The sequence below is a fragment of the Streptomyces aureocirculatus genome, from assembly GCF_000720475.1.
In the GTDB taxonomy this organism is placed as follows: Bacteria; Actinomycetota; Actinomycetes; order Streptomycetales; family Streptomycetaceae; genus Streptomyces; species Streptomyces aureocirculatus.
In genome coordinates this window covers 1-21,591 of the sequence record NZ_JOAP01000003.1, presented here as the reverse complement: position 1 = coordinate 21,591, position 21,591 = coordinate 1, and the positions used below count along the sequence as shown (strand labels likewise).

Annotated in this window: 16 protein-coding genes and 1 pseudogene; 13 read left to right on the top strand and 4 right to left on the bottom strand. The window is 72.1% G+C overall.

All coding sequences use genetic code 11. The features are described 5' to 3' along the window. The first annotated feature begins 93 nt into the window (after nucleotides 1–93). From pdhA (IG78_RS0103235) to IG78_RS0103195, 9 genes and pseudogenes are all read left to right on the top strand, one after another. Nucleotides 94–1,236, top strand: a complete 1,143-nt coding sequence (pdhA, locus tag IG78_RS0103235; protein WP_030559573.1) for a pyruvate dehydrogenase (acetyl-transferring) E1 component subunit alpha — start codon at nucleotides 94–96, stop codon at nucleotides 1,234–1,236. Beyond that, entirely contained in the window at nucleotides 1,233–2,237 is a 1,005-nt protein-coding gene (locus IG78_RS0103230; protein ID WP_030559572.1) for an alpha-ketoacid dehydrogenase subunit beta, read from the top strand. The genes pdhA (IG78_RS0103235) and IG78_RS0103230 overlap by 4 nt, the downstream gene beginning before the upstream one ends. Further along, on the top strand, nucleotides 2,237–3,877 hold the full coding sequence (locus IG78_RS0103225) for a dihydrolipoamide acetyltransferase family protein (RefSeq protein WP_030559570.1): 1,641 nt from the start codon (nucleotides 2,237–2,239) through the stop codon (nucleotides 3,875–3,877). The genes IG78_RS0103230 and IG78_RS0103225 overlap by 1 nt, the downstream gene beginning before the upstream one ends. 54 nt (nucleotides 3,878–3,931) lie before the next feature. Then, a pseudogene (locus tag IG78_RS50995) lies at nucleotides 3,932–4,966 on the top strand (DUF6457 domain-containing protein); the annotation flags it as partial. Between the two features lie 782 nt (nucleotides 4,967–5,748). After that, entirely contained in the window at nucleotides 5,749–7,425 is a 1,677-nt protein-coding gene (locus IG78_RS43835) for a molybdopterin molybdotransferase MoeA (RefSeq protein ID WP_225881961.1), read from the top strand. Further along, entirely contained in the window at nucleotides 7,422–8,534 is a 1,113-nt protein-coding gene (locus IG78_RS0103210; protein ID WP_030559566.1) for a potassium channel family protein, read from the top strand. The genes IG78_RS43835 and IG78_RS0103210 overlap by 4 nt, the downstream gene beginning before the upstream one ends. Nucleotides 8,535–8,660: 126 nt before the next feature. Continuing rightward, nucleotides 8,661–9,653, top strand: a complete 993-nt coding sequence (locus IG78_RS0103205; protein WP_030559565.1) for an NAD(P)H-quinone oxidoreductase — start codon at nucleotides 8,661–8,663, stop codon at nucleotides 9,651–9,653. A gap of 184 nt (nucleotides 9,654–9,837) precedes the next feature. Continuing rightward, nucleotides 9,838–10,383, top strand: a complete 546-nt coding sequence (locus IG78_RS0103200; RefSeq protein WP_051852335.1) for a hypothetical protein — start codon at nucleotides 9,838–9,840, stop codon at nucleotides 10,381–10,383. A gap of 100 nt (nucleotides 10,384–10,483) precedes the next feature. Beyond that, entirely contained in the window at nucleotides 10,484–11,029 is a 546-nt protein-coding gene (locus IG78_RS0103195) for a bacterial proteasome activator family protein (RefSeq protein ID WP_030559563.1), read from the top strand. 100 nt (nucleotides 11,030–11,129) lie between these two features. On the opposite strand, the gene IG78_RS0103190 is transcribed toward IG78_RS0103195, so the two are convergent. Next, a complete protein-coding gene (locus tag IG78_RS0103190) occupies nucleotides 11,130–12,773 on the bottom strand; it encodes a protein kinase domain-containing protein (RefSeq protein WP_030559561.1) in 1,644 nt (547 codons plus the stop codon). A 396-nt stretch (nucleotides 12,774–13,169) separates the two neighbouring features. Here IG78_RS0103190 and IG78_RS0103185 point away from each other — a divergent pair, with 396 nt between their 5' ends. Beyond that, on the top strand, nucleotides 13,170–14,780 hold the full coding sequence (locus tag IG78_RS0103185) for a protein kinase domain-containing protein (RefSeq protein WP_078964800.1): 1,611 nt from the start codon (nucleotides 13,170–13,172) through the stop codon (nucleotides 14,778–14,780). A 183-nt stretch (nucleotides 14,781–14,963) separates the two neighbouring features. Here IG78_RS0103185 and IG78_RS0103180 read toward each other — a convergent pair whose 3' ends face one another. Together IG78_RS0103180 and IG78_RS0103175 are read right to left on the bottom strand one after the other, a co-directional pair. Further along, on the bottom strand, nucleotides 14,964–15,380 hold the full coding sequence (locus IG78_RS0103180) for a pyridoxamine 5'-phosphate oxidase family protein (protein ID WP_030559559.1): 417 nt from the start codon (nucleotides 15,378–15,380) through the stop codon (nucleotides 14,964–14,966). A 94-nt stretch (nucleotides 15,381–15,474) separates the two neighbouring features. Further along, the gene (locus IG78_RS0103175; protein ID WP_030559558.1) at nucleotides 15,475–16,134 is read right to left on the bottom strand and encodes a response regulator; all 660 of its coding nucleotides are present in this window, start codon (nucleotides 16,132–16,134) and stop codon (nucleotides 15,475–15,477) included. Between the two features lie 358 nt (nucleotides 16,135–16,492). On the opposite strand from IG78_RS0103175, the gene pdhA (IG78_RS0103170) reads away from it, so the two are divergent. Genes pdhA (IG78_RS0103170) through IG78_RS0103160 form a run of 3 tightly spaced genes read left to right on the top strand, consistent with a single transcriptional unit; the run spans nucleotide 16,493 to nucleotide 20,196 of the window. Continuing rightward, the gene (pdhA, locus tag IG78_RS0103170; RefSeq protein WP_030559555.1) at nucleotides 16,493–17,761 is read left to right on the top strand and encodes a pyruvate dehydrogenase (acetyl-transferring) E1 component subunit alpha; all 1,269 of its coding nucleotides are present in this window, start codon (nucleotides 16,493–16,495) and stop codon (nucleotides 17,759–17,761) included. A gap of 2 nt (nucleotides 17,762–17,763) precedes the next feature. Next, nucleotides 17,764–18,744: an alpha-ketoacid dehydrogenase subunit beta gene (locus IG78_RS0103165; RefSeq protein WP_030559554.1), complete on the top strand. Its 981-nt coding sequence runs from the start codon at nucleotides 17,764–17,766 to the stop codon at nucleotides 18,742–18,744. A gap of 12 nt (nucleotides 18,745–18,756) precedes the next feature. Then, nucleotides 18,757–20,196, top strand: coding sequence for a dihydrolipoamide acetyltransferase family protein (locus tag IG78_RS0103160; protein ID WP_030559552.1), 1,440 nt, complete (start codon nucleotides 18,757–18,759; stop codon nucleotides 20,194–20,196). 139 nt (nucleotides 20,197–20,335) lie between these two features. Here the strand turns inward: IG78_RS0103160 and IG78_RS0103155 are convergent, their stop codons facing one another. Then, entirely contained in the window at nucleotides 20,336–21,241 is a 906-nt protein-coding gene (locus IG78_RS0103155; protein WP_051852348.1) for a D-alanyl-D-alanine carboxypeptidase family protein, read from the bottom strand. Nucleotides 21,242–21,591: the final 350 nt, after the last annotated feature.

Sequence of the window (21,591 nt, the reverse complement as noted above, 5' to 3'; positions counted from 1 at the left end):
GAACAATCGGTAGGTGAGGCGCATCACGTCGGCGCGCCTCATTCCGCTCCCATGAGGAGACTGTTTTTCCGAGTTCCCCCAGGAGGTGCCGTCATGACGGTCATGGAGCAGCGGGGCGCCCACCAGCCCGCCCCGCCCCCCGCATGGCAGCCGAGGACCGACCCCGCGCCGCTCCTGCCGGACGCGGAGCCGTATCGCGTTCTGGGCACCCGGGCCGCAGGCGCGGTGGACAAGGAACTGCTGCTGCGCCTCCACAGCGAGCTCGTGCGCGGCCGCCGGTACAACACGCAGGCGACGGCCCTCACCAAGCAGGGCAGGCTCGCCGTCTACCCGTCGAGCACCGGCCAGGAGGCCAGCCAGATCGCCGCGGCGTTCGCCCTGCGCGAGCAGGACTGGCTGTTCCCCAGCTACCGGGACACGCTCGCCGCGGTCGTCCGCGGCCTCGACCCGGTGGCGGCCCTCACCCTGCTGCGCGGCGACTGGCACACCGGTTACGACCCGCGCGAGCACCGCACAGCGCCCCTGTGTACTCCCCTGGCCACCCAGCTTCCGCATGCCGTGGGCCTCGCGCACGCCGCCCGCCTCAAGGGCGACGACGTGGTCGCGCTCGCCCTGGTCGGCGACGGCGGCACCAGCGAGGGCGACTTCCACGAAGCCCTGAACTTCGCCGCGGTCTGGCAGGCCCCCGTCGTCTTCCTCGTACAGAACAACGGCTTCGCGATCTCCGTGCCGCTCGCCAAGCAGACGGCCGCCCCCTCCCTGGCCCACAAGGCCGTCGGGTACGGGATGCCGGGCCGCCTGGTCGACGGCAACGACGCGGTCGCGGTGCTCGAGGTCCTCTCCGACGCGGTGCGCACCGCCCGCGCGGGCGGCGGCCCGACGCTCGTCGAGGCCGTCACGTACCGCGTGGAAGCCCACACGAACGCCGACGACGCGACGCGCTACCGCAGGGACGCGGAGGTCGACGCCTGGCGCGACCACGACCCGATCGTGCTCCTGGAGCGTGAACTCACCGAGCGCGGCCTGCTCGACGAGGACCGCAGGAACGCGGTGCGCGCCTCCGCGGAGACGATGGCCGCGGACCTCAGGGATCGCATGAACGAGGAACCGGCCCTGGACCCCATGGACCTGTTCACGCACGTGTACGCGGAGCAGACCACCCAACTGCGGGAACAGGCGGCCCGGTTGCGGGCCGAGCTGGCGGCCGAGGACGAGGCGTACGGAGCGGGACGATGACCACTGTCGCCGTGAAACCGGCCACCATGGGGCAGGCACTCGGGCGCGCGCTGCGCGACGCGATGGCCGACGACCCCACCGTGCACGTCCTCGGTGAGGACGTCGGCACCCTCGGCGGTGTCTTCCGCGTCACCGACGGCCTCGCCGCCGAGTTCGGCGACACGCGCTGCACGGACACCCCGCTCGCGGAGGCCGGCATCCTGGGGACGGCCGTCGGCATGGCGATGTACGGGCTGCGGCCCGTCGTGGAGATGCAGTTCGACGCTTTCGCCTACCCCGCCTTCGAGCAACTGATCTCGCACGTGGCGCGGATGCGCAACCGCACCAGGGGCGGCCTCGCGCTGCCCCTCACCGTCCGCGTGCCCTACGGCGGCGGGATCGGCGGCGTCGAGCACCACAGCGACTCCTCCGAGGCGTACTACATGGCGACGCCGGGGCTGCACGTCGTCATGCCCGCCACCGTCGCCGACGCGTACGGTCTGCTGCGGGCGGCCATCGCCTCCGACGACCCCGTCGTCTTCCTGGAGCCGAAGCGGCTCTACTGGTCCAGGGCCGACTGGAACCCGGACGTGCCCGCCACCGTCGAGCCCATCGGCAGGGCCGTGGTGCGGCGCGCGGGCCGCAGCGCCACGCTCCTCACGTACGGCCCTTCCGTGCCCGTCTGCCTGGAGGCGGCCGAGGCGGCGCAGGCCGAGGGCTGGGACCTCGAAGTGGTCGACCTGCGCTCCCTGGTGCCCTTCGACGACGAGACGGTGGCCGCGTCCGTGCGGCGCACGGGCCGCGCCGTGGTCGTGCACGAGTCGGGCGGCTTCGGCGGCCCCGGCGGGGAGATCGCCGCGCGGGTCACGGAGCGCTGCTTCCACCACCTGGAGGCGCCGGTGCTGCGGGTCGCCGGGTTCGACATCCCCTATCCGCCGCCGATGCTGGAGCGGCACCACCTCCCGGGCGTCGACCGGATCCTGGACGCGGTGGCACGGCTGCAGTGGGAGGCGGGTAGCTGATGGCGCAGGTCCTGGAGTTCAAGCTGCCCGACCTCGGCGAGGGGCTCACGGAGGCCTCGATCACGCGCTGGCTCGTGGAGGTCGGCGACGTCGTGGAGGTCGACCAGCCCGTCGTCGAGGTCGAGACGGCCAAGGCCATGGTCGAGGTGCCGTGTCCGTACGGGGGCGTGGTGACGGCCCGCTTCGGCGCGGAGGGCACCGAACTGCCCGTGGGTGCGCCGCTCCTGACGGTCGCCGTCGGTGCCCCCGCCGCGGACCTGGCCTCCGGCGGCCCTGCTTCCCGTTCCGAGGGCGGTGCGGCCGCGGCGGTGGGGGACGACGCCTCGGGGAACGTCCTCGTCGGGTACGGCACGACGGCACCGCCCGCGCGGCGGCGCAGGGTGCGGCCGCCGGAGGTTTCCGGGGCGACCGCGGGGGACGGTTCCGGAGCCGATGGCCGGGGCGCTGTCGGCGCGGGTTCGCCGTCCGACGCGGGCTCGGGGGCGGGGGCCGTGGCCTCGGGGGAGAGGGCTGCTTACGGGCCCGCCCTCGAGGGAAGCGAGGGTTCCGAGGCCTCTCCCGTACGGGGTGACGCCTCTCCCGTACGGGGTGATGCCGGTCCCGTACGGGGTGACGCCGCTCCCGCGCGGGACGGCGGTCCCGTCCCCGTGATCTCCCCGCTCGTCCGCAAACTGGCGCGGGAGCACGGCGTGGACCTGCGGCAGCTCGTCGGCTCCGGTCCTGACGGGCTGATCCTGCGGGCCGACGTGGAGGACGCCGTGCGGGCCGCTGCGACCGTCGTCGCGTCGATAGCGGACCCGGCGTCCGCGTCGCCCCCCGCGTCCACCGCAACGGAGCGCCCGGTGCCGGGCATCGGGGTCACCTTCGGGGCCGGCGGGACGAGTACGGCACCGGCCGGTGCGGGGGCCGGTGTGGCGTCCGGCGCGGGAGCGGACGGTACGACGGGCACGGGGGCCACGCGGATCCCGTTGCGCGGTGTACGCGGAGCCGTCGCCGACAAGCTGGCGCGCAGCCGCCGCGAGATACCGGACGCGACGTGCTGGGTCGACGCCGACGCGACGGAACTGCTGCACGCCCGCGCGGCGATGAACGCGGCAGGCGGGCCGAAGGTCTCCCTGCTCGCGCTCCTCGCCCGCGTCTGCACCGCGGCCCTGGCCCGCCACCCGGAGCTCAACTCCAGGGTCGACATGGACGCGCGGGAGGTCGTCCAGCTCGACGCAGTGCACCTCGGCTTCGCCGCACAGACGGAGCGGGGGCTCGTCGTGCCGGTCGTGAAGGGCGCGCACGTCCGCGACACGGAGTCGCTGAGCGCCGAGCTGGCGCGCCTCGCGGAGGCCGCCCGCACGGGAACGCTGACGCCGGGGGAACTCACGGGGTCCACGTTCACGTTGAACAACTACGGCGTGTTCGGGGTCGACGGGTCCACGCCGATCATCAACCACCCCGAGGCGGCCATGCTCGGTGTCGGCCGTATCGTGCCCAAGCCGTGGGTGCATCAGAGCGAGCTGGCGGTGCGTCAGGTCGTGCAACTGTCACTGACCTTCGACCACCGGGTGTGTGACGGCGGTACGGCGGGCGGTTTTCTGCGCTTCGTCGCGGACTGTGTGGAGCAGCCGGCGGTGCTGTTGCGGTCGGTGTGACGCGGACACCCCCGTGGGGGTGGCATTGATCGCGGCTGTGTCCATACTCGTGGGGTGAACTCACGCACGGTTCCGGACGCCGCCCCCTTCGACGCCGTCGTGCTGGCCGGAGGGCGGGCGGCGCGGCTCGGCGGCGCGGACAAGCCGGGCCTGCGGGTGGGCGGGCGCGCCCTGCTCGACCGGGTGCTCGCCGCGTGCGTGGGTGCCGGGACCACTGTCGTCGTGGCTGCACCCCGGCCCACGCCGCGGCCGGTGGTGTGGGCGCGCGAGATCCCTGCGGGCGGCGGGCCCCTGGCCGCGCTCGACGCCGGGCTCCGCCGCACGAACGCCGAGCTGGTCGTGGTGCTCTCGGCCGACCTGCCGTTCCTGCGGGAGCGGACCGTCCACCGTCTGATCGCCGCGGTGTCCGTGGCGGACGGCCAGGACGAGGGACACGGCCACGGCGGCGGCTACGGCGGCGCGCAGCGCGCGGTCGGCGCGGGGTCTGCCGACGGCGCGATGCTGACCGACCCCGAAGGACGGGATCAGCCTCTCGTGGCGGTCTACCGGGCCGCGGCACTCCGCGAGGCCCTTCGGGGGCTTGCCGCGAACGATGCCGCCGACGCGGCGGCGGGGCCCGGCACGCCCGGGCAGGGAGAAGCGCGGCACGGGCTCGCCGGGATGCCGTTGCGGCGGCTCGTCGCCCGGCTCGAGATGGTGCGCATCACCGAACCCCTCGCCGCGTTCGACTGCGACACCTGGGACGACATCGCGGCGGCCCGCGCGCGGATCAGGGAGCATGGGCACGTGTTGGATGAATGGATTACCGCAGTCAAGGACGAACTGGGCATCGAGCTCGACGTCGACACCGGCATCCTGCTGGACCTCGCCCGCGACGCAGCACACGGCGTGGCCAGGCCGGCCGCGCCCCTGACCACCTTTCTGGTCGGGTACGCGGCCGCGCAGGCCGGGGCGGGCGGCGGCGGTCCGCGGGCCGTGGCGGATGCCGCGCACAAGGCAGCCGTGCTGGCGGCGCGGTGGGCCGAGGAGGCGGCGGACGGGACGCCCGCAACGCCGAAGCCCAACGCCACCACGCCCTTGGCATCCGGCGCCGCCGGGCCCGCCTCGCCCTCCGGGGCTGCTGGGTCCACCTCGCCCTCCGGGCCCACCTCGCTCTCCGGAGCTGCCGGGCCTGCCTCACCCTCCGGGGCTGCTGGGTCCACCGAGTCCGCTGGGTCCGCCGAGCCTGCCGGGCCCGCTGGGTCCACCGAGCCCGCCAGGGCTGCCGGGACCTCCTCGCCCTCCGGGGCTGCTGGGTCCACCGAGTCCGCTGGGTCCGCCGAGCCTGCCGGGCCCGCTGGGTCCGCCGAGCCTGCCGGGCCCGCTGGGTCCACCGAGCCTGCCGGGCCCACGGGGCCCACTGGGGCTGCCGGGCCCTCCTCGCCCTCCGGAGCTGCCGGGCCTGCCGGTTCCTCCGAGCCCTCCGAAGCCACTGGGTCCTCCGGGGCTGCCGGGGTTACGGGGCCCACTGCGGCCGCTGGATCTGCCGAGCTCTCCGGAACTGCCGGGCCCTCCCGGGTTGCCAAGTCCCCTGGGGTGGCCGGTTCCGCCGAGCCTTCCAAGCTCTCCTCGCCCTCCGGGACCGCCAAGCCCGCTGAGTCCTCCGGGGCTACCGGTTCCTCCGGGGCTGCTGGGGCTACGGGGCCCACCGGGGCTGCTGGGTCTGCCGAGTCCGCTGAGTCCTCCGGGACTGCCGGGCCGTCCGGGCCCTCCGGGGCTGCCGGACCAGCCGGGACTGCCGGGCCGTCCGGGCCCTCCGGGGCTGCCGGACCAGGCGGGACTGCCGGGCCGTCCGAGCCCTCCGCCCCCTCCGACACCCAGCCGAGCACCCCATGACCGGCAACGCGGCCGACGCCGAGCTCGATGAGGCGTTGGCCCTGGTGAACGAGGACCGGGAGCGGGCCGGGATGGGCGCCGTGCGCCCTGCACGCGCGGCTGCCGTCGGCGCGGGTGCAGGCAACGGTGTCGGAGCCGGGGCCGGAGCCGCTGCCAGTACCGGTACCGGTACCGGCGCGGGTTCGGGTTCGGGTACGGGTGACGGCGCCGCCAGGGACGGTGGTGGCGGCAGTGGTGCCGACGCCGCCGGGGCAACGGCTCCCGCGCAGACCTCCGCCGCCCCCGACCCCCACGCCGAGTCCAACCCCGCCTCCCCGCCTCCGCACAGCCCCGAGCCCCCCAAGCGCGCCGCCCACTCCACCCGGTGGACCGAAGCCCGTGCCATCGCGCGTCGTGCCGGTGTCGCCGCCGCGAGGGCCGCGGTCTCGCCGGAGGTGAAGGCGACCCTGCTCTCCCACACCCTCGGCCGCACCCTTGCCGCCCCCCTGACCGCGCTCACCGACCTCCCCTCCTTCGACACCTCGGCGATGGACGGATGGGCCGTGGCGGGCCCGGGACCATGGACATTGCTGTCCGGTACCGCCATCCGCACCGACGACGGCACCGACAACGGCACCGACAACCGCCCGCCCGGAATCCTCGCCGGACAGGACACCCCCGACCCGCTCGGCGACGGCGAGGCGGTGCCGATCGCGACCGGGGCCCGCATCCCGCGGGACACCACGGCCGTGATCCGCAGTGAGCACGGCCACGCCGACGACAAGGGTTACCTGCACGCACGGCGCGAGGTCGCCCCCGGGCAGGACATCCGGCCGCGCGGCCAGGAGTGCCGGGCGGGCGACCGACTCCTGCCGCCCGGAGCCCTGGTGACCCCGGCCGTGCTCGGCCTCGCGGCTGCCGCCGGGTACGACGCGCTGTACGTCACCGCCCGACCGCGTGTCGAAGTCCTGGTCCTCGGGGACGAGTTGCTGACCTCCGGCCTGCCCCAGGAAGGCCACATCCGGGACGCACTCGGGCCGATGCTGCCGCCGTGGCTGCGGGCGCTCGGCGCGGAGGTGACCGCGGTCCGTCGCCTCGGCGACGACGCCGAGGCACTCCATGAAGCCCTCGCCACGGCGACGGCCGACGTCGTCGTGACGACCGGGGGCACCGCGTCCGGGCCCGTCGACCACGTCCACCCCACGCTGCGCCGCCTGAACGCCGAGCTGCTCGTCGACGGCGTCGCCGTGCGGCCGGGCCACCCCATGTTGCTCGCCCGGCTGCCCGCCACGGCCGGCGACAGCCGGATGCGGCACCTCGTGGGCCTGCCCGGCAACCCGCTCGCCGCCGTCTCCGGCCTGCTGACACTGGCCGAGCCCCTGCTGCGCGGGCTCGGGGGCCGCCCGGCCGCGGAGCCGTACACCGCCCCCGTACGGGACGACGTCCCCGGCCATCCGCACGACACACGGCTCGTCCCGGTCGCCCTGCGCGGGGAGTACGCGGTGCCGCTGCACTACAACGGTCCCGCGATGCTGCGGAGCATCGCGGTCGCCGACGGGCTCGCGGTGATCCCCCCGCGGGGCGCGGGCCGACAGCAGGAGCTGGAGCTTCTCGAGCTGCCCTGGACGGAACCGGGCGGAATACAAGGTGAGTTGGGCGCCTCCGGCGCCGACGGCGAGGTGTGTTTCACGTGAAACTTCCCGGCCATGACGCCATCGCGCGCCAAGCCGACGAACACTTGGTGACACACCGGGTGAAACTGCCCAGGCGGGTGGTGGAGCGGCCACTGCTCCAGGTGGGTAAGCGCCTGCTGATGGCGCTGTCCGTGCTCGTACTGACGATCTTCATCGTGTGGATCGACCGGGACGGCTACCACGACAACGCGAACGATACGGTCGACCTGCTCGACGCCTCGTACTACGCCACCGTGACCCTCTCCACCACCGGTTACGGCGACATCGTGCCGCACAGCGACAGTGCGCGGCTCGTCAACATCCTGCTGATCACGCCGCTGCGTGTGCTCTTTCTGATCATCCTGGTCGGCACCACCCTCGAAGTGCTGACCGAACGCACCCGCGAGGAATGGCGGCTTTCCCGCTGGAGGTCCAACTTGCGTGACCACACCGTCGTCGTCGGTTTCGGCACCAAAGGCCGGTCGGCGGTGCAGACCTTGCAGGCGACCGGTCTCAAGCCCGAGCAGATCGTGATCGTCGACCCCAGTTCGAAGGTGGTGGACGCGGCCACGGCCGAGGGGTTCGCCGGGGTCGTCGGCGACGCGACCCGCAGCGACGTCCTGCTCCGTGCCGAGTTGCAGCGGGCCCGGCAGGTCATCATCGCGACCCAGCGCGACGACACGGCCGTCCTTGTCGCACTGACCGCGCGCCAGCTCAACCGGGGGGCGAAGATCGTGGCGGCGGTGCGCGAGGAGGAGAACGCGCCGCTGCTGCGTCAGTCCGGCGCCGACGCCGTCATCACCAGCGCCAGTGCGGCGGGGCGGCTGCTCGGTCTCTCGGTGCTCAGCCCGAGCGCGGGCCTGGTGATGGAGGACCTGATCCAGCAGGGCAGCGGGCTCGACCTCGTCGAGCGGCCGGTGATAAAGGCCGAGGTGGGGAAGGGAGTGCGGGAGACGGCCGACCTCATCGTCAGTGTCGTACGGGGCCATCGGGTGCTCGGGTACGACGACCCGGCCATCGGCAAGCTCAAGCTGACTGACCGTCTGATCACCATCGTGCGGGCCTCCCCGCATCCGGCACCGACACCGGCGACGGGCGGCATGGACCCGAGGCGGTCACCCCGCCCCTGACCGACCGGCCTGCCGCCGCCGACCGTCCCGCCGCCGACCGAGCGGCCGCCACCCCGCCCCGCCCGGGGCACCCCTCGTCGCTCCTCAGCAGGTCGGAACGGGCCGCCCCGGAGTAGCCTCGCCCGCATGTATGCGATCACGATCCCCGAACCCGGCGGACCCGAAGCGCTTCAGTGGGCCGAGGTCCCCGATCCCGTACCCGGTGAGGGCGAGGTCCTCATCGATGTCGTCGCCAGTGCCGTGAACCGTGCCGACCTGCTCCAGCGGCAGGGGCTCTACGATCCGCCGCCCGGCTCGTCGCCGTACCCCGGCCTGGAGTGTTCGGGCCGCATCGCCGCGCTCGGCCCGGGGGTGGGGGGCTTGTCGGTCGGCGACGAGGTGTGCGCGCTGCTCGCGGGCGGCGGGTACGCGGAGCAGGTCGTCGTGCCCGCCGGGCAGGTCCTGCCGGTGCCAGACGGCATCGACCTCGTCACGGCGGCGGCGCTGCCCGAGGTCACGTCCACGGTGTGGTCGAACGTGTTCATGATCGCCCACCTGCGCCCCGGTGAGACGCTCCTGGCGCACGGCGGAGCGAGCGGCATCGGCACCATGGCGATCCAGCTCGCGAAGGCGGTCGGCGCCAACGTGGCGGTGACGGCCGGGGGCAAGGAGAAGCTGGGCTTCTGCCAGGAGCTGGGCGCCGACGTGCTCATCGACTACCGGGAGCAGGACTTCGTCGAGGAGGTCAAGCGGGCCACCGACGGGGCGGGTGCGGACGTCATCCTGGACATCATGGGCGCCAAGTACCTGGACCGGAACGTGCGCGCCCTCGCCGTCAACGGGCGCCTCGCCATCATCGGTATGCAGGGCGGTGCGAAGGGCGAGCTGAACATCGCGGCGCTGCTCAAGAAGCGCGCCGCCATCACCGCGACCTCGCTGCGTGCCCGCCCTGTCGCCGAGAAGTCGTCGATCGTCGCGGCGGTACGGGAACACGTCTGGCCGCTCATCGGCGCGGGCCAGGTCCGCCCGGTGGTCGACCGCACCCTGCCGATGCGCGACGCGGGCGCCGCCCACCGCGTACTCGAGGAGAGCGGTCACATCGGCAAGGTCCTCCTGACCAGGGACGCCAACCCGTCCTGACCCTGGCGCGGGGGCCCGTCACGGGCCCCCGCAGCCTCCGGGCGGGCACCCGGCAGGGGCCCTTCGAGATGCCGGATGCCGTGGCTCATGTGACGCTGGCCGTACGCCCCTTGGCCCTCGCGTGCGTGGGGGTCGGGCGTTCTGCGGACCAGGCGGCAACCCGGCACCGGGAGGGACCAGCGCGGTGACATCACGGCTGCGGGTCGCGCTCCGCCCGGCGGTACCCCCGGTGCTGCTCGCGCTGCTGCTCCCCGCGGGGCTCGGTACGCCCGTGGCGTTCGGTACGACGGCGGGGTCCGATACGCCCGCGGGGTTCGACAGGCCCGTCGGGTTCGGTACGGCGGCGTACGCCCAGCCCGCCGCTGCCCCGGTGGCGCCCCCCACCCCCTCGCCCTCGGCCCCGGCCCCCTACTACGGCACCGGCTCCCTGGCCGGTAGCGGGGCGGGTGAGGGGCAGCAGCGACCTGGGCGTGGCGAGCCGGAGTCCGTGCCCGACCCGGCCGTGTGGCGCCCCCTGCCGCCCCCGCCCCGCGAGGTGCGCCGCCCCGAAGGGACCAGGCCGCCCCCGTCCGTTGCGGTGCCGTCCGTACCGGGCACGGCCGACGAGCCCCGGGAGCGGGCCGCCGAGGGCCCGGCGTTCCCCGGTCTGCGGGTGCTGCCCCTCGGCGCGGGCATGGTCCTGATCGGCCTTGGCCTCGGCTTCCTCGGGCTGCGTCTGCGCCGTGGCTGAGGAGCGGAGTTGGACAGGGCGTACGCCCTCGTACACGGTGGATCAACGTCGTACGGGGGCACCACGGAGGTGTGAGCAGCGGGTGCGAGAGAATGGCCGCATGGAGATGCCGAGGAACGAACGGTCGCCGGAAGATCCCCAGGTCCTGGTCGTGGGTCAGGACGGGATGGCTCTCGGGGGCGGAGACGACGAGTCCCGTGAGCTCCCGGTGACGGACATGGTCGAGCAGCCGGCGAAGGTCATGCGCATCGGCAGCATGATCAAGCAACTGCTCGAAGAAGTGCGGGCGGCGCCTCTGGACGAGGCGAGCCGGGTGCGCCTCAAGGAGATCCACGCCAGCTCCGTGAAGGAACTGGAGGACGGTCTGGCCCCGGAGCTCGTCGAGGAACTGGAGCGGCTCTCGCTGCCCTTCACCGAGGAGGGCACCCCGAGCGACGCGGAACTGCGCATCGCGCAGGCCCAGTTGGTGGGCTGGCTCGAAGGCCTCTTCCACGGGATCCAGACGACCCTCTTCGCCCAGCAGATGGCCGCGCGGGCCCAGCTCGAGCAGATGCGCCGTGCGCTCCCGCCGGGCGTGGGCGGTCACGACGGAGCCGAGGACATCGGTGGTGGCATCGCGGGCCGCAGCGGTGGGCCCTACCTCTGAGAAGGACGGAACGCGAAGGGCCCGGTACGCGTGGTGCGTACCGGGCCCTTCGCGGTTCTGCGGCTGCCTCGCTGTCCGGCTTCCGATGGGCGTGCCGACGTCAGGCCGGATTGCCCGTGGAGATGTCGAACTGGATGCTCACGCTCTTGGGGTCGAGGTCCTCGCCCGCCTTCGGCAGGGTCCGCATGACCGTGTCCTCGCCGTACGTGTTCTCGTCGACCGCGATCTTGTCGTAGCGCCAGCCGGACGCCTGCAGGCAGGAAAGGACCGAGCGCCAGTCCTTGTAGGTGAAGTCCGGCATCTTGATCTTCTTCGGGTCGTTGGTGGCCGTCTCCGGCTCCGTGCACATCGTCTTGTCGACGGTGTTCGTCCGGTCCGGGCCCCGGTGGCCCGCCACCGGCTTCTTGGTTTCTTTGCCGCTCTCGCCGCCCTTGTCGTCCCCGCCGCTCAGCGAGACGGCCGCGATCAGACCGCCGATGGCGAGGAGCGCGACGACGATGGAGCCGACGATCACCGGCATGTTCCGCTTGCGGCCACCGCCAGGACCGCCGCCAGGACCGCCGGACGCGGCGGCCGTGGTGGGCTGCGGCGTGAGGTTGTACGGGGGCGGGGTCTGGGCCGCCTGCGGGGCGTAGGCGCCCGCGGGCGCCGGGGTCTGGTAGCCCTGCTGGGGGTAGCCGTAGCCCGGTGTCGGCGTGGGGGCAGGGGTCGGCGGTCCGTAGGCGCCCGGCTGGTACGGCGTCTGGACGCCGCCCGAGGCCGGTGCGGCGGTGTCGACCGGCGGGAACACGGCCGCGCCCACGCCCGCGCCGCTCGCCGTCTGGGCGCCCGGCACGATGCTGGGGGCCTGGGAGAGCGACGCCTGGAAGGACTGGGCGACGCGCAGGCACTCGTCGCGCATGGCCTCGGCGGTCGGGAAGCGCTCGTTCGGGTTCTTCTTCAGCGCGCGGGCGACGAGCGCGTCGACGGCCGGCGGCAGGGAACGGTTGATCGAGGAGGGCGCGACCGGCTCCTCCTGGACGTGCGCGTACGCGATGGCGAGCGGCGAGTCGGCCTCGAAGGGGAGGCGCCCCGTCGTCAACTGGAACAGCATGATGCCGACCGAGTACAGGTCGGAGCGGGCGTCCACGCCGCGGCCGAGTGCCTGCTCGGGCGAGAGGTACTGGGGGGTGCCGACGACCATGCCGGTCTGCGTCATCGACGTGACGCCGGACTGCATGGCGCGGGCGATACCGAAGTCCATGACCTTGACGACGTTGCGCTTGGTCATCATCACGTTGCCGGGCTTGATGTCGCGGTGGACCAGGCCCATCTCGTGGCTGATCTCCAGGGCCGCGAGCACATCGGCGGTGATCTTCAGCGCCTGGTCGGTCGGCATCGCGCCCTGCTGGCGGACGGCCGCGTCCAGGACCGAGCCGAGCGGCTTGCCCTCGACGTACTCCATGACGATGTAGGGCATGGTGGCCCCATCAAGATCATCTTCGCCGGTGTCGAAGACCGACACGATGTTGGTGTGCGTGAGCTTGGCCACGGCCTGGGCCTCGCGCCGGAAACGCTCCCGGAAGGACTGCTCACGACCGAGCTCGGTGTGCAGTGTCTTGATCGCGACCTGCCGGTCGAGCACGGTGTCGTACGCGAGGTGCACCGACGCCATGCCGCCCTCGCCGAGCAGATCGCGCAACTGATAGCGGCCGCCGGCCAGTGAACTGCCCGCGTACCGGCCCTGAGCGCCGTCCTGGCTCATGTCGTGCGTCCCCCATCGGCGCGGACGCGAGACGGCGCCGCGGTTGTGACTGTGGCTAAGGGCCGACCGAAGACGTCCTGATGACGCTGATCGATCCGCTATTCCAGGCCAAGTCTGCCCGAGGGCCCTGACACGTCAAGCTCGGTGCCCGTTCCGTGACCGTACGCGCAAGAAGCGTCTCGGAAGCGTTACAAGTTCGCCTCGTCGGACGCCCGGAGGGTTTGCCGAGCGACTCACGCCGGACCGGTCGGCCCCCGGAAGGCTGTAGCGTGGCACGCCGGAGTACCCCGTACCGCTCTATCACGTAACCGGTGCGAGCTTTACACCACGTACACGATGTACATCATGTACACGGCGGCCACGGCGGCCCACGATCAGAAACGACGGCGAGGACTGATGGCACAGACGCACCCCGCTCAGGGCCCGTCCGACCCCGAGGCGGCTGGCGGCGGTATGTCGGATGTGCCTGAGATGTGGGGTAATGGCGGTCTTGTCGGCGACGGCCGGTACCGGCTGACGGGGCGCCTCGGACGCGGTGGCATGGCCGAGGTGTTCGCGGCCGAGGACGTACGGCTCGGCCGCACGGTCGCCGTCAAGCTGCTGCGCTCCGACCTCGCCGAGGACCCGGTGTCCAAGGCCCGCTTCACGCGCGAGGCCCAGTCGGTGGCCGGTCTGAACCACCACGCGGTCGTCGGGGTCTACGACTCCGGCGAGGACGTCATCAACGGCAACTCCGTGCCGTACATCGTGATGGAGCTCGTCGAGGGCCGCACCATCCGGGACCTGCTGATCAACGCGGAGGCCCCGGGGCCCGAGCAGGCCCTGATCATCGTCTCCGGTGTGCTCGAGGCGCTCGCCTACTCGCACCAGCACGGGATCGTGCACCGCGACATCAAGCCCGCGAACGTCAGCATCACCCATACCGGTGCCGTGAAGGTGATGGACTTCGGCATCGCGCGCGCCCTGCACGGCGCGCAGTCGACGATGACGCAGACCGGCATGGTCATGGGCACCCCGCAGTACCTCTCGCCCGAGCAGGCGCTCGGCAAGGCCGTCGACCACCGCAGTGACCTGTACGCGACCGGCTGTCTGCTGTACGAACTCCTCGCGCTGCGGCCCCCGTTCACCGGCGAGACGCCGCTGTCCGTGGTCTACCAGCATGTCCAGGACATTCCCGTGCCGCCGTCGGAGGTCTCCGAGGCGGCGCCGCCCGAGCTCGACGGGCTCGTCATGCGCTCCCTCGCCAAGGACCCGGACGACCGGTTCCAGACGGCCGAGGAGATGCGCGGCCTGGTCCAGTACGGCCTCCAGATGCTGGCCGAGCAGGGCAGCCACACCGGTACGTGGAACACCGGGCCCGTCGCACTCGCCGGTATGCACGAGGGCGGGCACACCCCCGCGATGGGCGTCGCGGGCACGACCGCGATGCCGCACCCCGGGGACTCGGGCACCCAGCAGATCCCCGGACCGATGCTGCGGACGCCGGGCGGCGACGACGGCGGCTTCGACGGCGGTCACCGGGACGGTGGCGGCAGGGGCGGCCGCGGCAAGGTGTGGATCCTCGCGGTCCTCGCCGTGATCGCGATCGCCGCGGGTGTCGCGTTCGCGCTGTCCGCGGGTGACGACAACGGCGGCAAGAAGGACAAGACTCCGACTACGCCGTCGACGAAGCAGTCGCAGGAGAAGTCACCCACCAAGAGCACCAAGAAAGAAGAGACGCCCGACGGGACCACACAGCCCGGAGGGGACGGGACCGGCGGGCAGACCGGGGACTGGACCGGGCCGCCGACCCAGGACACACAGCGGCCTTCGCAGCCGACGCAGCCGACGACCGATCCCTCGGACCCGACCGGGGACCCGTCGGATCCGCCGCCGGACCCCTCGGACCCGCCGCCGGACCCGTCGGACACCCCGACCGAGCCGAGCGATCCCGTGACCACGCCGGGTGGCGACAGCGGGGGCGACAGCGAGGGAGCCGCCCAGGGCGGCGAGGGGGACCCGGAGTGAACCCACCCGGGACCCGGAGTAAACCTACAGAGGTGAACCCGCAAGGGTGAACCTACGGGGGACCGCCACGGTGCGGGGAGCGGGGCGGGTCAGCCGCTCACAGCGGCGGTGGGACCGGTCAACGCCTGGTGACGGCGGCGGTGAGGCCGGTCAACGCCTGGCGACGGCGGCGGTGAGGGCCGGTCAACGTGTGCTCACAGCGGCGGTCAGGCTCGTCAACGTGTGCACCCTCGCCGTCTGCGGGGTGAGGCGGAGATAGACCGGGGAGAAGTCCTCGCCGTCGACGTAGTCGGGGCCCGGGCCGAAGAGGTCCAGTTCGGCGCGGGTGGGCTCGGCCGGTTCGCACAGGCCGAGGAACTGGACGGTCCACTGGCCGCCCGGTGCCGTCCCGGTGCTCAGATTGTCCGCCCCGTACGCGACGACACTGCCCACGCACGCCTGGTGGTGGCCGAGGCCGCAGTGCATGCGCAGCAGGATCCGCCCGTCGACCACCACGTGCCGGGCCACCGCGAGGAAGGGCAGGGCCCGCATGCTGGTGGCAACCCGGCCGTAGTCGGTGCGCCGGAGCAGTTCAAGGGCGAGCTGTTCTTCGGTCGGCATCCCCCCACCCTCCGGCACGGGCCCGCGCCGGAAGAAGGGCCGCCCGCCCCACAGCGGGGGGCCATAAGTCCCGTGTAAGCCCACGAGGGGCTGCTCAGCGCCGCTCGGCCTGCATCCGTGCCACGTACGCCGCCGCCTGGGACCTGCGCTCCATGCCGAGCTTGGAGAGCAGACTGGAGACATAGTTCTTGATCGTCTTCTCGGCGAGGTGCAGCCGCTCACCGATGACGCGGTTGGTCAGGCCCTCGCCGATCAGATCGAGGATCCTGCGTTCCTGCTCGGTGAGGCTCGCGAGCCGGGCGTCGCCCTTCGCGTGGTTGCCGTCCCGCAGGCGCTCCAGGACGCGGGCCGTCGCGTCCGGGTCGAGCAGGGATTTCCCGGCGGCCACGTCGCGCACCGCGGAGAGGAGTTCATTGCCGCGAATGGCTTTCAGTACATAGCCCGAGGCGCCGGCCATGATGGCGTCGAAGAGAGCTTCGTCATCCGCGAACGACGTCAGCATCAGGCATTTGATGGAGTCGTTCTGGGAACGGATCTCGCGACAGACCTCGACCCCGCTGCCATCCGGAAGACGGACGTCCAGAACGGCGACATCGGGGCGGGTGGCGGGAATGCGGACGAGGGCGTCGGCTGCCGTGCCGGCCTCGCCGACCACCTCGATGTCCGACTCGACGGAGAGCAACTCGTGGACTCCGCGCCGCACGACTTCGTGATCGTCGAGCAGGAATACCGTGATTTTTCCTTCTTCGCGCACTCTGTCAGTGTCACACATCGACTCTTCCCGTGCCCTAGCCGGTCGGGATAACGTGCCGGTGTTCCGGCCCCCTGCCAGGCTGTGTTCAGTGCTGTGACCAGGCTGTGTTCCCGCGTTTCTCGATTTACTTGGATTTCCTAGTGCAGCTTACTTGGATATCCAAGCAAAATTGCAGGTCAGGTGGGGTTTCACAGTTTTGGGAGACACTGGGTAACGTGCTTGGAGAAGGGTCTCGCCGGAGCAACTGTCACGCCTTGTCCCGGCCGAGCCGCACCCACCCCGTGCGACGGGCCGGAATCGGGCGAGCCGTACTGGCCTGCCGGTGGACCCCGGGGGCCGGACCGACGGAGGAGCACACGTGACCGTGGAGAGCACCGCCGCGCGCACACCGCGCAGCGCAGGCAGCGGCAGCAAGCGCGCCGGCGCCAAGACTGTGAGCGCCAAGAAGGACTCCGCTCCGGGCCGGGGGACCCCGCGGGGGAAGAGCGCCGCCCGGGGCAAGGGCGGGGCGGCAAGCAGCGGCGAGCCCGAGCTCGTACAACTGCTGACCCCTGAAGGGGTACGGGTCGAGAACGCCGCGTACGACAGCTACGTAGCCGACATCACCCCGGACGACCTCCGCTCCCTCTACCGGGACATGGTCATCACCCGCCGCTTCGACGCCGAGGCCGTCACCCTGCAGCGGCAGGGCGAGCTGGGCCTGTGGCCGTCGCTGCTCGGCCAGGAGGCCGCCCAGGTCGGCTCCGGCCGTGCCACCCGGGAGGGCGACCACGTCTTCCCCACCTACCGTGAACACGGCGTCGCCTGGTGCAAGGGCGTCGACCCGACGCTCCTCCTCGGCATGTTCCGTGGTGTGAACAACGGCGGCTGGGACCCCAACACCAACGGCTTCCAGCTCTACACGATCGTCATCGGTTCGCAGACGCTGCACGCCACGGGCTACGCGATGGGCGTGGCCTACGACGGCGCGGACAGCGCCGTGATCGCCTATCTCGGCGACGGCGCGACCAGCCAGGGCGATGTCGCCGAGGCGTTCACGTTCTCCGCGGTCTACAACGCCCCGGTGGTGTTCTTCTGCCAGAACAACCAGTGGGCGATCTCCGAGCCGACGGAGAAGCAGAGCCGGGTGCCGCTGTACCAGCGCGCGCAGGGCTACGGCTTCCCCGGCGTCCGCGTCGACGGCAACGACGTGCTCGCCTGTCTCGCGGTGACCAAGTGGGCCCTGGAGCGGGCGCGCGCGGGCGAGGGCCCGGCGCTCATCGAGGCGTTCACGTACCGCATGGGCGCCCACACCACCTCCGACGACCCGACGCGTTACCGCCGCGACGAGGAGCGCGAGGCCTGGGAGGCCAAGGACCCGATCGCGCGGCTGCGGGCGTTCCTGGAGTCCGAAGGTCACGCGGATGAGGGATTTTTCGCGGAACTCGAGGCCGAGAGCGAGACGTTGGGCAAGCGAGTGCGGGACGTGGTGCGGTCGATGCCGGACCCGGAGCCGATGTCGATCTTCGAGAACGTCTACGCGGACGGTCACGCGCTCGTGGACGAGGAGCGCGCCGAGTTCGCCGCCTATGAGGCGTCGTTCGCGGACGCGCCGGTGGACGCCGTAACGGGCGGGGAGGTCAAGTAGTCATGACGGTAAAGAAACTTCCGCTCGCGAAGGCGATCAACGAATCCCTGCGCACGGCCCTCGAAGCCGACCCGAAGGTCCTCGTCATGGGCGAGGACGTCGGCAAGCTCGGCGGCGTGTTCCGGGTGACCGACGGTCTGCAGAAGGACTTCGGCGAGGACCGCGTCATCGACACCCCGCTCGCCGAGTCGGGCATCGTCGGCACGGCCATCGGCCTGGCCCTGCGCGGCTACCGACCGGTCGTGGAGATCCAGTTCGACGGCTTCGTCTTCCCCGCGTACGACCAGATCGTCACGCAGTTGGCGAAGATGCACGCCCGGGCGCTCGGCAAGATCAAGGTGCCCGTCGTCATCCGCATCCCCTACGGCGGCGGCATCGGCGCCGTGGAGCACCACAGCGAGTCCCCGGAGGCGCTGTTCGCGCATGTCGCGGGCCTGAAGGTGGTCACGCCCTCGAACTCCTCGGACGCGTACTGGATGCTCCAGCAGGCCATCCAGAGCGACGACCCGGTGATCTTCTTCGAGCCCAAGCGGCGGTACTGGGACAAGGGCGAGGTCACCACCGACGCCATCCCCGGCCCGCTGCACAAGGCCAAGACGGTCCGCGAGGGCACGGACGCGACCCTGGTGGCGTACGGCCCGATGGTGAAGACCTGCCTGGAGGCCGCCGCGGCCGCCGCGGAGGAGGGCAAGTCCCTGGAGGTCGTCGACCTGCGCTCGGTCTCGCCGATCGACTTCGACACGGTGCAGGCGTCGGTGGAGAAGACGGGCCGCCTGGTCGTCGTGCACGAGGCACCGGTGTTCTTCGGCTCCGGCGCGGAGATCGCGGCGCGCATCACGGAGCGGAGCTTCTACCACCTGGAGGCGCCCGTGCTGCGGGTCGGTGGCTTCCACTCCCCGTATCCGCCCGCGCGGGTCGAAGAAGACTATCTGCCGGGCCTCGACCGGGTGCTCGACGCCGTCGACCGCTCGCTGGCGTACTGAGGGAAGAGGATCGTGACGACAATGACTGACACCACCTCGGCCGTCCGCGAGTTCAAGATGCCCGACGTGGGCGAAGGGCTCACCGAGGCGGAGATCCTCAAGTGGTTCGTCGCCCCCGGCGACACCGTCACAGACGGGCAGGTCGTGTGCGAGGTGGAGACGGCCAAGGCCGCCGTCGAGCTGCCCATCCCGTTCGACGGCACGGTCCGGGAGCTGCGGTTCCCGGAGGGGTCCACGGTCGATGTGGGCCAGGTGATCATTACCGTCGGTGCGGCCGGGGACGCGGTTCCCGAGGCCGCGCCCGCGGAGGCCGCGCCTGCAGAGGTAGTGCCCGCGGAGGCCGCGCCTGCCGCCGAGGCCGTGTCCGCGGACGCCGCGGCTCCCACCGGCCGCCAGCCGGTCCTCGTGGGGTACGGCGTCGCGGAGTCCTCCACGAAGCGCAGGCCCCGTAGGGGAGCTTCGGCCGGTGGCGGCGCGTCCGTGCAGGAAGCTTCCGCCGAAGCCGGGGTCAACGGGCACGGTGCGCGGCCGCTCGCCAAGCCACCGGTGCGCAAGCTCGCCAAGGACCTCGGCGTCGATCTGGCCGCCGTCACGCCGACCGGGCCCGACGGGATCATCACCCGCGAGGACGTGCACGCGGCCGTGGCCGCGCCCGAGGCGGCGCCGCAGTGGGCAGCGCCCCAGGAGCAGCCCGCAGCGGCGGCGCAGACGGCACCGGCGGCCCCTGCGGCCTCCGCGCCCGCCGCCGGGGCCCGCGAGACCCGTATCCCGGTCAAGGGCGTCCGCAAGGCCACCGCGCAGGCCATGGTCGGCTCGGCGTTCACCGCGCCGCACGTCACGGAGTTCGTGACGGTGGACGTGACCCGCACGATGAAGCTGGTCGATGAGCTGAAGCAGGACCGGGCTTTCGAGGGCCTGCGGGTGAACCCGCTCCTGCTGATCTCCAAGGCGCTCCTGGTGGCGATCCGCCGCAACCCGGAGGTGAACGCCGCCTGGGACGAGGCGAACCAGGAGATCGTCCAGAAGCACTATGTGAACCTGGGCATCGCCGCGGCGACCCCGCGCGGTCTGCTCGTGCCGAACATCAAGGACGCGCACGACAAGACGCTGCCCGAGCTGGCCGCCGCGCTCGGCGACCTGGTGTCCACGGCCCGCGAGGGCAAGACGTCGCCCGCCGCGATGCAGGGCGGCACGGTGACGATCACGAACATCGGTGTCTTCGGCATCGACACGGGCACGCCGATTCTGAACCCCGGTGAGTCCGCGATCCTCGCGGTCGGCGCGATCAAGCTCCAGCCGTGGGTCCACAAGGGCAAGGTGAAGCCGCGTCAGGTGACCACCCTCGGCCTCTCCTTCGACCACCGCCTGGTGGACGGCGAGCTGGGCTCCAAGGTGCTCGGCGACGTCGCGGCGATCCTGGAGCAGCCCAAGCGGCTGATGACCTGGTCGTAGCGTCGTCCTGTCGCGTCGGTCTGCCGTAACGCCCGCGGACACGAGGGCGGTCCGCGGACACGCGGGCCGCCGGTAGACACGAGGACGGGGCCCACCGCACCCGCGGTGGGCCCCGTCGTCATGCGGGTGGTACGAGCCGCTACGCGACCTTGAAGCCGTAGTCCATGATCTTCTTCGCGTCCTTGACGCGGGCGGAGTTGGACGTGGACGTGAGCACCGCGCCGATGACGGTCCTGCCGTTGCGGGTCGCCGCGAAGACCAGGCAGTACTTGGCCTGCGCGCCGGAGCCCGTCTTCACACCGATCGCGCCGCGGTAGGAACCGAGCAGCGCGTTGGTGTTCTTCCACGGCGCCATGGTGCGGGTGCCGCCGGTCTTCGTCTTCGTCTTCGCCGTGTACGTCTTGGTCTTCACGACCGTACGGAACAGCGAGTTCTTCATGGCGTTGCTCGCGAGCTTCGTCAGGTCGCGCGGCGTCGAGTAGTTGGCGCCGTTGCTGATGCCGTCGAACGAGTCGAAGTGCGTGTTCTTCAGCTTCAGGTCCTTGGCCGTCTTGTTCATCTGGCCGATGAAGGACTTCACGCGCGCGGAACGGGACGAGCCCTTGCCGAACTTGTCCGCGAGGGCGTACGCGGCGTCGCAGCCGGACGGCAGCATCAGCCCGTAGAGCAACTGGCGGACCGTCACCTTGTCGCCCACGATGAGGCGGGCGTGCGAGGCGTTGTGCTTGACGATGTAGTCGCTGTAGGCCTTCTGGATCGTGACCTTCGAGTCCAGGTTCAGGTTGCGCTGGCCGAGGACCACCCGGGCGGTCATTATCTTCGTCGTCGAGCCGGTGGCGCGGCGGGTGTCCGCGGCCTTCGTGAACAGCGTCTTGCCCGAACCGTTGTTCATGAGGAAGCCGCCCTTGGCGGCGATCGACGGCTTGGGCGGCGCGGCGGCCTGGGCGGGCGACACCGCGACGCCCGTGGTCAGGACGGCTCCGGCGGTGACGGCGGCGGCTGCGCTTATACGGCGCACGCGCACGCCCGGGGTTCGGATTCTCAAGGTGAACACTCCGTTGGTCCCTGCTGATGGGGTAGTTGACGGCTCTTTGTCCCAAATTCCCCTGAAATACAGCCGACATGGGAGAGCCGCCACAGGGATGACGCGTGAGAGGCCGGAAGGGATGCACGCTAAACGGGTAAAGATGCGGCCAAGTGATGCGGAGGGGAGCGCGGACCGCGCCCAATCCGGCGCCCCCTGCCCGGCCCGCCCCCTGCCCGGTCCGCCCCCGTGCCCGGCTCGCTCCCGCGCCCCCATGTCCGGATCGTGGACCGCGCTCCCCACGTATACGTCTTGTATCTATGCTGTGCGCATGCCCGCCGCCCCACCCGCACCCCCGGTCACCCCCCACC

Coding starts and splice junctions, on each gene's coding strand:
- IG78_RS0103225 (WP_030559570.1), top strand. CDS start 2,237: ATGGCGCAGGTCCTGGAGTTCAAGCTGCCCGACCTCGGCGAGGGGCTC.
- IG78_RS0103165 (WP_030559554.1), top strand. CDS start 17,764: ATGACGGTAAAGAAACTTCCGCTCGCGAAGGCGATCAACGAATCCCTG.
- IG78_RS0103230 (WP_030559572.1), top strand. CDS start 1,233: ATGACCACTGTCGCCGTGAAACCGGCCACCATGGGGCAGGCACTCGGG.
- IG78_RS0103195 (WP_030559563.1), top strand. CDS start 10,484: ATGGAGATGCCGAGGAACGAACGGTCGCCGGAAGATCCCCAGGTCCTG.
- pdhA (WP_030559573.1), top strand. CDS start 94: ATGACGGTCATGGAGCAGCGGGGCGCCCACCAGCCCGCCCCGCCCCCC.
- IG78_RS0103190 (WP_030559561.1), bottom strand. CDS start 12,773: ATGAGCCAGGACGGCGCTCAGGGCCGGTACGCGGGCAGTTCACTGGCC.
- IG78_RS43835 (WP_225881961.1), top strand. CDS start 5,749: ATGACCGGCAACGCGGCCGACGCCGAGCTCGATGAGGCGTTGGCCCTG.
- IG78_RS0103205 (WP_030559565.1), top strand. CDS start 8,661: ATGTATGCGATCACGATCCCCGAACCCGGCGGACCCGAAGCGCTTCAG.
- IG78_RS0103180 (WP_030559559.1), bottom strand. CDS start 15,380: ATGCCGACCGAAGAACAGCTCGCCCTTGAACTGCTCCGGCGCACCGAC.
- IG78_RS0103185 (WP_078964800.1), top strand. CDS start 13,170: ATGGCACAGACGCACCCCGCTCAGGGCCCGTCCGACCCCGAGGCGGCT.